Below are 9,664 nucleotides of genomic sequence, written 5' to 3' on the forward strand. Positions count from 1 at the left end.
AGACCACCGCTGATAGACCTTCGCTTCACCCATCGTCAGCCCAAGATCCACGACAGATCCCCCGACGCGAGGTCCCGTCCCATGGTCATGGTCACGAAGGCTCCACCCCGCCGCACCTCCGCCCACAGAGCACTCCGTCTGCTGCTCGCCTCCGGTGTCACCGCCGTCTCGCTCGTGGCCGTCCCCGGTACCGCCGCCGCGGAGGACGACAAGTCCCCCGCCGGGAGCACGCTCACCGTCGCCGTCTCGCAGAGCATCGACTCGCTGAGCCCGTTCCTCGCGCAGAAGCTCACCTCGACCAGCATCCACCGGCTGGCCTACGAGTACCTCACCAACTACGACGCGAAGGACGCCCGCCCGATCCCGGGCCTGGCGACCGCGTGGACCTCCTCGCCGGACAAGCTGACGTGGACGTACACCATCCGCAAGGACTCGACCTGGTCCGACGGGAAGCCGGCCACCGCCGAGGACGCGGCCTGGACCTTCAACAAGATGATGACCGACCCGAACGCCGCCACCGCCAACGGCAGCTTCACGGCCAACTTCGCCGAGGTCACCGCGCCCGACCCACAGACGCTCGTCATCCGCCTGAAGAAGCCGCAGGCGACGATGACGGCGCTCGACGTGCCGATCGTGCCGAAGCACGTCTGGGAGAAGGTCGGCGACTTCTCGAAGTTCAACAACGACAAGCAGTTCCCCATCGTCGGCAACGGACCGTTCGTCGTCACGGACTACAAGGTCGACCAGTACATCAAGCTCAAGCCGAACAAGAACTTCTGGCGGGGCGCGCCGAAGTTCGACGAGCTGGTCTTCAAGTACTACAAGGACGGGGACGCCGCCGTCGCCGCCCTCCAGAAGGGCGAGGTGTCCTTCGTACCGAACCTGACGCCCGCCCAGGCCGCCGCGCTCAAGACGCAGAAGGACATCAAGGTCAACGACGCCCCCGGCCGCCGCTTCTTCGCCATCGCCACCAACCCGGGCGCGAGGGCCAGGGACGGGAAGACGTTCGGCAACGGCCACAAGGCGCTGCTCGACCCTGCCGTACGCAAGGCGCTCTTCCTCGCCGTCGACCGCAAGGCCATCGTCGACAAGGTCTTCCAGGGGCACGCCGTCGAGGGCGAGGGCTACATCCCGCCGCGGTTCGACTCGTACTTCTGGAAGCCCGAGGGCGCCCAGAAGCGGGCGTACGACCCGGCCGGCGCGGAGAAGCTCCTCGACGCGGCCGGCTACCGGAAGAACGCCGCCGGCAAGCGGGTCGGCAAGGACGGCAGGCCGCTGGACTTCCGGATCCTCTGCCACGCCACCGACCCCAACGACAAGGCGATCGGCAAGTACCTCCAGGAGTGGTGGGGCAAGCTCGGCATCGGTCTGAAGGTCGAGTGCCTGGACAGCGTCTCCGACCCGTGGGTCAAGGGCGACTACGACCTCGCCTTCGACGGCTGGTCGGTCAACCCGGACCCCGACTACGTCCTGTCGATCCACACCTGCGGGACGCTCCCGGCGACGCCGAAGGACTCCGGGGCCACCGACAACTTCATCTGCGACAAGGAGTTCGACACGCTCTACGCGCAGCAGGCGGTGGAGTACGACGCCGCCAAGCGGGCGGTTCTGGTGAAGCGGATGCAGTCCCGGCTGTACGACACGGGGTACATGAACGTCATGGCCTATCCGAACGCCCTGGAGGCGTACCGCACGGACCAGATCGCGTCCATCACGACCATGCCCGAGGCCGCCGGGAACCTGTGGGGACAGGACGGCTACTGGAGCTGGTGGTCGGCCGTGCCCGCGGCGAGCACCGCTGATTCCGACGGCGGCTCGTCCACCGGGGTGATCGTCGGCATCGGCGCCGCCGTGGTGGTCGTGGTCGGCGTCGGCGTCTTCCTCGGTCTGCGCCGCCGCTCCACCGTCGACGACCGCGAGTAGTACGTGACGACGGCAAGCACCGCGGCCGACGTGACGCGGGCCGAGAAGGCCCGCGTCACGGACGGCGCATCCCGCACCGGTTCCTCCCTCGGCTATCTCCGTCACGCGGCGGGGAAGCTGGGCGGCGCGCTCGTCTCGCTCTTCGCCGTGCTGGTCACCAGCTTCTTCCTGTTCCGGATCATCCCCGGCGACCCGGTGAAGGCGATGACGCACGGCGTGCCCACCTCGGCCGAGCAACTCGCGACACTTCGCCGTCAGTTCGGCCTCGATCTGCCTGTGTGGCAGCAGTTCACCGACTACTGCGCCAAGGCGCTGAGCGGCGACCTCGGCACCTCGTTCCAGTTCCGCGCCCCCGTCGGGGAGCTGATCGCGGAGAAGCTTCCGGCGACCCTGCTGCTCACCGGGGTCGCCGTGGTGATCTACTCGGCGCTCGGGCTCTGGCTCGGCACCCGCTCGGCCTGGCGTCACGGCGGCCTCGGCGACAGGCTGAACACCGGGATCGCGCTGACCCTGTGGTCGGTGCCCTCCTTCTGGCTCGGGCTTCTCCTCATCATCGTGTTCTCCGTCGGCATGGGCCCCGTCCCCGGGCTCTTCCCGACCGGCGGCATGGAGTCGGGCACCGGCGAGACCGGTCTCGCGTACGTCCTCGACGTCGCCCACCATCTGGTGCTGCCCGTCGTCACGCTCGTGGCGGTCGGCTACGCGCAGACCCTGCTCGTGATGCGTTCCTCGCTGCTCGACGAGATGGGCGGCGACTACCTGACCACCGCGCGGGCGAAGGGGCTGCGCGACGACGCGGTCCGGCGCCACCACGCCGTGCCGAACGCGCTCCTGCCGACCGTCACGATGTTCTTCATCAATCTGGGCCATGTGGCCGCCGGTTCGATCCTGGTGGAGACGGTGTTCTCCTGGCCTGGGCTCGGCGGGCTGTTCTACCAGGCGCTCAGCGTGCCCGACCTGCCACTCGTGCAGGGCCTGTTCGTCGTCTTCGCCGGAGCGATGATCCTGATGAACCTGATCGCCGACCTGCTCTATCCGCTGCTCGACCCCCGGGTGGGCCGATGACCTCTCCGACTCCCGCCCGGCCCCCCGGCGGGCCGACGGCCTCTCCGGCGCCCGCCGCCTCCGCCGCCTCACTGGCCTGGCAGCGGCGTCGGCACACGGCGGCCCGCTTCTGGCGCGGCTACCGCACCCACCGCGCCGGCCTGTACGGCCTCGCCGGTCTCGCGCTGATCGCCCTGCTCGCCCTCACCGCCCCGCTGCTCGTCGGCGCCGACGTGCAGTCGGTGACGAAGGCCACCGGCGCGGCCCTGGAGGCACCGAGTGCCGAATTCCCGCTGGGTACCGACCAGTTCGGGCGCTCGCTGCTCGGTCTGCTGATCTGGGGGGCAAGGATCTCCCTGCTCGTCGGCCTGCTGGCGGCGACCCTCTCGGTCGCCATCGGCACCCTCGTGGGGATCGTCGCCGGACACTACGGCGGCTGGTTCTCGACCGTCGTCATGCGCATCACCGACTGGTTCCTGGTGATGCCGGCACTGGTCCTCGCGATCGTGCTCGCCACCGTCATGTCACGGTCGATGTGGACGGTGGTGCTGGCCATCGGCGTCACCTCCTGGCCGACCACCGCCCGCCTGGTGCGGGCCCAGACGATCGCCGTCGAGTCCCGCCCGTACATCGAGCGGGCGACCGCGCTCGGCGGCGGCCACGGACACGTCATGAGCAGGCACGTGCTGCCGAACGTGATGCCGCTGGTACTCGCGCAGACCACCCTCGGCATCTCCACCGCCATCCTCACCGAGGCGACCCTCGCCTTCCTGGGCCTCGGCGATCCGACCGTGGTGTCCTGGGGCGGGATGCTCCAGGACGCGCGCGAGGCGGGCGCGGTCTCCTCCGGGCACTGGTGGTACCTGGCGCCGCCCGGCGTGGCCATCGCCCTGGTCGCCCTCGCGTTCACCCTGTGCGGGCGCGCGGTCGAGTCCGTACTCAACCCGAAGCTGGGGGTGGGGCGATGAGCCTCCTCGAAGTCCGGGACCTGCGGGTGACGTACGGCTCGGGCGCGTCCGCCGTGCCCGCCGTACGCGGGGTCGACCTCACCCTGGAGGCGGGCACCAAGCTGGGCGTGGCGGGCGAGTCCGGCTGCGGCAAGTCCACGCTCGCCCTCGCGCTGCTGCGGCTCCTTCCGGCCTCGGCGCGGATCGAGGGCCGGATCCTGCTCGACGGCGACGACGTCCTCGCCATGACCTGGGGGCGGCTGCGGGCCGTGCGCTGGGCGGGCACCTCGATCGTGTTCCAGGGCGCGATGCACTCGCTCAACGCGGTGCACCGGATCGGGGACCAGATCGCGGAGCCGCTGCTCGTCCACGGCCACGCGACCCCGGCGGCGGCCCGCAGACGCGCCGGTGAACTGCTCGAACACGTCGGACTGCCCGCCGCGCGGGCGGCGGCCTATCCGCACGAGCTGTCCGGCGGGCAGCGGCAGCGGGTGATGATCGCGATGGCGCTGGCCTGCGATCCCCGGCTGATCGTCGCGGACGAACCGACGACCGCGCTCGACGTGATGATCCAGGCGCAGATCCTGCGGCTGATCGAGCGGCTCGTCGCCGAGCAGTCCATCAGCCTCCTGATGATCAGCCACGACCTGGCCGTCCTCGCCGACACCTGCGACCGGCTCGCCGTCATGTACGCGGGCCGGGTCGTCGAGGAGGGGCCGGCCCGGGCGGTGTACGAGGCCGCCCGGCACCCCTACGGGCGCGCGCTGTCCTCGGCGTTCCCCCGCGTCGGGGACCCCGCGTCCCGGCGGGCGCCGCGCGGACTGCCGGGCGACCCGCCGGACCCGGCGGACCTGCCCGACGGCTGCACCTTCCATCCGCGCTGCCCGGTGGCGGTGGCCGGCTGCGGGGAGATCGACCAGGAACTGCGGGAGGCGGCCGCCGGGCACCGGGCCGCCTGCGTCCATGTGGGGAGTGCGTCATGAGTACAGGCGTCATGAGTACGGAGACGTCCGCGCCGCCGCTGCTGTCGGCGCGCGGGCTGCACGTCGCCTTCCCCGGGCGGCGGGGCGCGCCCCTCGCGCGGGCGGTCGACGGGGTGGACCTGGACATCGGCGCGGGCGAGATCGTGGCCCTGGTCGGGGAGTCGGGCTGCGGCAAGACGACGCTCGCGCGCTCACTGCTCGGCCTGGTCCGGCCCACCTCGGGGACGGTCGCCTTCGACGGGCAGCCGCTCGGGTACTCCTCCGGGGCCCTGAAGGCCTACCGGAGGCGGGCGCAGCTGGTCCTCCAGGACCCGAGCGGTTCGCTGAACCCCCGGCACACCGTGTACGACGCGGTGGCGGAGGGGCTGCGGATCCACGGGGTCCACCGGTCGACGCACGACGAGCGGGAGGCGGTCGCGGGGGCCCTCGCGCGGGCCGGGCTGCGGCCTCCGGAGCGCTTCTTCCTGCGCTACCCGCACGAGCTGTCCGGCGGGCAGCGGCAGCGGGTGGTCATCGCGGGCGCGCTGGCACTGGAGCCGGAGCTCATCGTCGCCGACGAGCCGGTGGCCTCCCTCGACGCGTCCGTACGGGGCGAGATCCTGGCGCTGCTGCTGCGCCTGCGGGACGAGCTGGGTCTGTCCGCGCTCGTGGTGACGCACGACCTGGGGCTCGCGTGGAACATCGCGGACCGGGTCGCGGTGATGTACCTAGGCCGGGTCGTGGAGACCGGCACGGTCGAGTCCGTACTGACCCGGCCGCAGCACCCGTACACCCGGGCGCTGCTCTCGGTGCTGCCGGAGTCCGGGGGCGTTCCGGTGGTGCTGACCGGTGAGCCCCCGGATCCGTCCCGCATCCCGTCCGGCTGCCGTTTCCACGCCCGCTGTCAGGTCCTCGCGTCGGGCGAGGCGGCGGCGGTCGCGGACCGCTGCCGGGGCGAGGGGCTGCCGGTCCTGGGCGGCGGCGGGGCACAGGAGGTGGCCTGCCACTGGGTGGAGCGGCAGGCCGTGGTCTGAGCCGTACGGCTCAGTGGCTGTCCGGCTCGGCGGCGGACTCGGCCGCCGTGTCCGCCGGCTTGGCGGGCTTCGCCGCGCCGTCCGCGGGCGCCGCCTTCGGCAACACCTCGCAGGAGCTGATGGACGTCCGGGTGGAGACCGACTTCACCGTGCAGGTGTCCTTGCCGACACCGGCGTCGACGGAACCCCAGTGGGGGCCGACGGTCAGGACCGAGCCGCCGGGGCCGCTGATCCGGTCGTCGCCCGGGCCGGCCTGGATCATGCCGCCGGACTCGGGGCCGAGAGCCGCCGCCTCGATCTCGTCGGCCTCGCTGCCGCCGAGGACGCGGCCGGAGAAGTCGATCGTGCCGACCTTGATGGTGTCGACGCCGTCGTTGCCGGTGACGATGCCACCGCCCCGGTTGAACTTGCCGGGCGCCCCGGTGACCGAACCGGTGGTGATCTTGTCGTCGCCGTCGTCGCCGTGGACGACCGCGCCGTGCTCCGCGCCGTCGCCGGCGACCGTGGCGACCTTGATGATGTCGTTGCCCCGGTTGCCCCGGACCATGCTGGAGGCCTTCTGGGGGACGAGGTGCTTGGCGCGGATGACGTCGTCGCCCTCGCCGCCCATCACGGCCGAGTCGATGACCAGGCCGCGCACCTCGATCATGTCGTTCCCGTTGCCGCCCCAGACGGTGACGTTCTCCAGGTCGCTGTCGCAGAAGATGTGGTCGTCACCGTCGGTGCCGCTCACGGTGTCGCCGGGCGGGGCGGAGTTGCCGTTCACCCAGCACTGGTGCATCGGCACCCGGACGGCGCCCGGGGCGGACGCCTCGGCGGGCGCGCCGGCGAGCGTGGCGGCGGCCGCTCCGGCGAGCAGCGCGGTGAGCGCGGCGGGGCCTCGCAGGGCCTTGGGGCGCTTGCTGCGGCGGGGCGGGGGCGTAGCGGACATGCGGCTCTCCTCTGCTGGGGCGGGTCTGTACGCGTGGTCTCGCGCGGGTGCGTGCCGGCGCGGGTCGGGGTGGTCCTGTTCGTACGCGTGCTCGTGTTCGCAGGCGTACGTGGTGGTCGGCGCACGGGGAATCGGCGCGGCGGTCCGGCTCGGCGCTCAGACGGCCGTGCGGGCGGGGTGGAACGGCGGCGAGTAGCCGACGATGCGGCGGGTGCCGAGGTTCGGTTCGGGTGAGACCGGGGCGTTCGTCCACCGTCCGAGGCACATCTCGGCGGTGATCCCGGGGCCGAACCCGGCGAGGATGCCCCGCGCGCCCTCGGGCTGCCCGCCCTCCTCGAAGAGCCGGCGTACGGCGTCGAGGACGACGGCGCTGGCGATGTTGCCGTACTCCGTGAGCGTGGCGCGACTGAAGCGGAAGGCCTCCGGGGGCACCTCGAGGAAGCGGCTCAGGTCGTCGAGGATGCGCGGCCCGCCGGCGTGGATGATGTAGAAGTCCAGCTCTCCGGCGTCCCAGCCGTGTGCTCCGGCGATCTCGCGGAGCGCCGGGGCCAGCGGTTCCATCGTGGTCGGCACCCGCTTGTCGAGGAGGAAGTGGAAGCCGGTGGCGCGGACGCTGTAGGCGATCCAGTCCTCGGTGTCGGGCACGAGATGGGAGCTGTTGCGCTCCAGGCCGATCCCGGTGCCGCCACGGCCGCGCACCACGGCGGCGGCGACGGCGTCGCCGAAGAGGCCGTTGGAGAGCAGCGAGCCGACGCCGAGGTCGGTGGGCTGGTAGCAGAGCGAGCAGAACTCGCAGGCCACGATGAGGACGTTGGCGTCCGGGTACGCGGTGCAGAAGTCGTGCGCCCGGTTGATCGCCGCTCCGCCGGCGGCGCAGCCGAGCTGGGCGATGGGGACCTGGCGGGTGTGGCTGGGGAAGCCCATCGTGTTGATCATCCAGGCGGTCAGGGACGGCATCATGAAGCCCGTGCACGACACGTAGACGATCATGTCGATGTCCGCGGGGCGCAGCGCCGCGTTCTCCAGGGCCTCCCGGACGACCGCCGGGACCCGCGCCTTGGCCTCCGCCTCGTAGCGGATGTTGCGTTCCTCGAAGCCGGGATGCTTCAGGGTCTCCTCGATGGGCTGGACGATGTGCCGCCGCGCGACGCCGGTGTTGCCGATCAGGCGTAGCGCGAGGGCGAGTTGCGGGTGCCCCTCATGATGTGAGCGGGCGAGGTCGAGGGTTTCCTCCATCGTGATCACGTGCTCGGGCACGGACACTGCGGGCTTGCACAAAGTCACCACGACACTCGCTCCTTCGTCTCGTTCGCGTGAACTGCCGCCCACACTCACCCGGTGATCGCGACCCCGCAACCGCGAGCGCGACCGGATGCCTACGCTGAGTGAGGGTCGGGGCGGTCGAGGGGTGCTCCGTCCGGGGGGCTGTGGGTGCTCGGCGTATCGCCGCCGTCCGCCACCGGGAACAGCCACCACATGACCTCCGAGACAACCGCAGGACCAGCCTCCGAAGCGACCCCCTCCGAAGGGGTTCCCGCCGACCCCGCACCGCCCCCGCCCGCCCGTACCTGGACCGTCGACGACCTCCCCGCACTCGCCTTCGACCCGCTGCTCACCGAGCTCCTCGAGAAGGAGCCCGTCGCCCGCATCCGGCTGCCGTTCACCGCGGAGAACGAGGCCTGGCTGGTGACGCGGTACGAGGACGTGCGCGCGGTGACCTCCGACCCCCGGTTCAGCCGGACGGCGCTGCTCGACCGTCAGGTCACCGGGATGACCGGCCACATGGTGGCCTCGAAGGCCGCGCTGAACTACGCCGACCCGCCCTACCACACCCAGCTGCGCAAGGCGGTGACGAAGGCTTTCACCGGGCAGAGCACCAGAAGGCTCCGTCCGCTGGCCCAGGCGAGCACCGACCGCCTCCTCGACGCGATGGAGGCGGCGGGCAGCCCCGCCGACCTGATGACGCACCTGCACGGCCCGCTGCCGATGGCGGTGGTGTGCGATCTGCTCGGCGTCCCCGACGAGGACCGGGCGGAGCTGGCCTCCTGGCCCGACCTCATTCTGTCGTCGGGCCCCGGCCCGGAGAGCAGCCGGGCCGCCAAGGCCCAGATCCACGGCTATGTCACCCGGCTGCTCGACCGGCGGCGCGCCGAGCCGCAGGACGACCTGGCCGGGGCGCTGGCGGAGTCCCTCGCGGAGGGCAGGATCAACGCCGACGAGGCCGTCTCGCTGGCCATGGCGATCCTGATCAGCGGCGCCCACGCGGTACGGAACAACAGCGCCAACATGGTCTACGTGCTGCTCACCCGGCCGGAGCTGGCGGACCGGCTGCGCGCCGAGCCGGAACTGCTGCCGCAGGCCGTGGACGAGCTGCTGCGCTGGATCCCGCACCGCAACGGGGTCGGCCTTCCGCGGATCGCGACGGAGGACGTCGAGGTCGGCGGGGTGACCATCCGGGCGGGTGAGGCCGTGTACGCCTCCTACCTGGCGGCGAACCGGGACCCGGAGGTGTTCGAGGACCCGCACACCCTCGACTTCGACCGGCGGGGCATCGGACACGTCTCCTTCGGGCACGGGCCGCACCATTGCATGGGTGCGATGCTCACCCGCATGGAGTCCGAGGTGATGCTGTCGACACTGCTGCGGCGCTATCCGGAGCTGAGGCTCGCGGGCCGCCCCGAGGACGTGGTGTGGCAGACGAAGGGCCTGATCCGCGGACCGAGGGAAAGGCGCCGAAGCTCTGGTACGGGATGCCCGCGTACGCCAAGGACGGCAAGGTCGTCTGCTTCTTCCAGAGCGCGGAGAAGTTCAAGACGCGGTACG

Annotated in this window: 8 protein-coding genes; 6 read left to right on the top strand and 2 right to left on the bottom strand. The window is 71.8% G+C overall.

Annotated features, from left to right (window positions below; genetic code table 11):
• The first annotated feature begins 87 nt into the window (after positions 1 to 87).
• The 5 genes from ABZ567_RS31510 to ABZ567_RS31530 are packed head-to-tail and all read left to right on the top strand — an operon-like array spanning position 88 to position 5,910.
• Positions 88 to 1,923 carry an ABC transporter substrate-binding protein gene (locus tag ABZ567_RS31510; protein ID WP_360796664.1) on the top strand — a complete coding sequence of 612 codons (1,836 nt, stop codon included), beginning with the start codon at positions 88 to 90 and terminating at the stop codon, positions 1,921 to 1,923.
• A gap of 3 nt (positions 1,924 to 1,926) precedes the next feature.
• Positions 1,927 to 2,988 carry an ABC transporter permease gene (locus tag ABZ567_RS31515; RefSeq protein WP_360796646.1) on the top strand — a complete coding sequence of 354 codons (1,062 nt, stop codon included), beginning with the start codon at positions 1,927 to 1,929 and terminating at the stop codon, positions 2,986 to 2,988.
• A complete protein-coding gene (locus ABZ567_RS31520) occupies positions 2,985 to 3,935 on the top strand; it encodes an ABC transporter permease (protein WP_360796648.1) in 951 nt (316 codons plus the stop codon). The genes ABZ567_RS31515 and ABZ567_RS31520 overlap by 4 nt, the downstream gene beginning before the upstream one ends.
• On the top strand, positions 3,932 to 4,897 hold the full coding sequence (locus ABZ567_RS31525) for an ABC transporter ATP-binding protein (RefSeq protein ID WP_360796651.1): 966 nt from the start codon (positions 3,932 to 3,934) through the stop codon (positions 4,895 to 4,897). Before ABZ567_RS31520 ends, ABZ567_RS31525 begins: the two co-directional genes overlap by 4 nt.
• Positions 4,894 to 5,910, top strand: a complete 1,017-nt coding sequence (locus tag ABZ567_RS31530) for an ABC transporter ATP-binding protein (protein WP_360796654.1) — start codon at positions 4,894 to 4,896, stop codon at positions 5,908 to 5,910. Before ABZ567_RS31525 ends, ABZ567_RS31530 begins: the two co-directional genes overlap by 4 nt.
• Positions 5,911 to 5,920: 10 nt before the next feature.
• Here the strand turns inward: ABZ567_RS31530 and ABZ567_RS31535 are convergent, their stop codons facing one another.
• Positions 5,921 to 6,841, bottom strand: coding sequence for a hypothetical protein (locus tag ABZ567_RS31535; RefSeq protein WP_360796657.1), 921 nt, complete (start codon positions 6,839 to 6,841; stop codon positions 5,921 to 5,923).
• Positions 6,842 to 6,997: 156 nt separating this feature from the next.
• Entirely contained in the window at positions 6,998 to 8,317 is a 1,320-nt protein-coding gene (locus ABZ567_RS31540; RefSeq protein WP_360796660.1) for a type III polyketide synthase, read from the bottom strand.
• On the opposite strand from ABZ567_RS31540, the gene ABZ567_RS31545 reads away from it, so the two are divergent.
• The coding region (locus ABZ567_RS31545) for a cytochrome P450 (RefSeq protein ID WP_360796662.1) at positions 8,318 to 9,664 on the top strand (1,347 nt) is incomplete at its 3' end.

Source organism: Streptomyces sp. NPDC016459 (assembly GCF_040632845.1).
Classification (GTDB): domain Bacteria; phylum Actinomycetota; class Actinomycetes; order Streptomycetales; family Streptomycetaceae; genus Streptomyces.

Bases quoted from the DNA above. Each gene is read 5' to 3' on its own strand.
- ABZ567_RS31510 (WP_360796664.1), top strand. From the start codon at position 88: ATGGTCACGAAGGCTCCACCCCGCCGCACCTCCGCCCACAGAGCACTC.
- ABZ567_RS31520 (WP_360796648.1), top strand. From the start codon at position 2,985: ATGACCTCTCCGACTCCCGCCCGGCCCCCCGGCGGGCCGACGGCCTCT.
- ABZ567_RS31525 (WP_360796651.1), top strand. From the start codon at position 3,932: ATGAGCCTCCTCGAAGTCCGGGACCTGCGGGTGACGTACGGCTCGGGC.
- ABZ567_RS31530 (WP_360796654.1), top strand. From the start codon at position 4,894: ATGAGTACAGGCGTCATGAGTACGGAGACGTCCGCGCCGCCGCTGCTG.
- ABZ567_RS31535 (WP_360796657.1), bottom strand. From the start codon at position 6,841: ATGTCCGCTACGCCCCCGCCCCGCCGCAGCAAGCGCCCCAAGGCCCTG.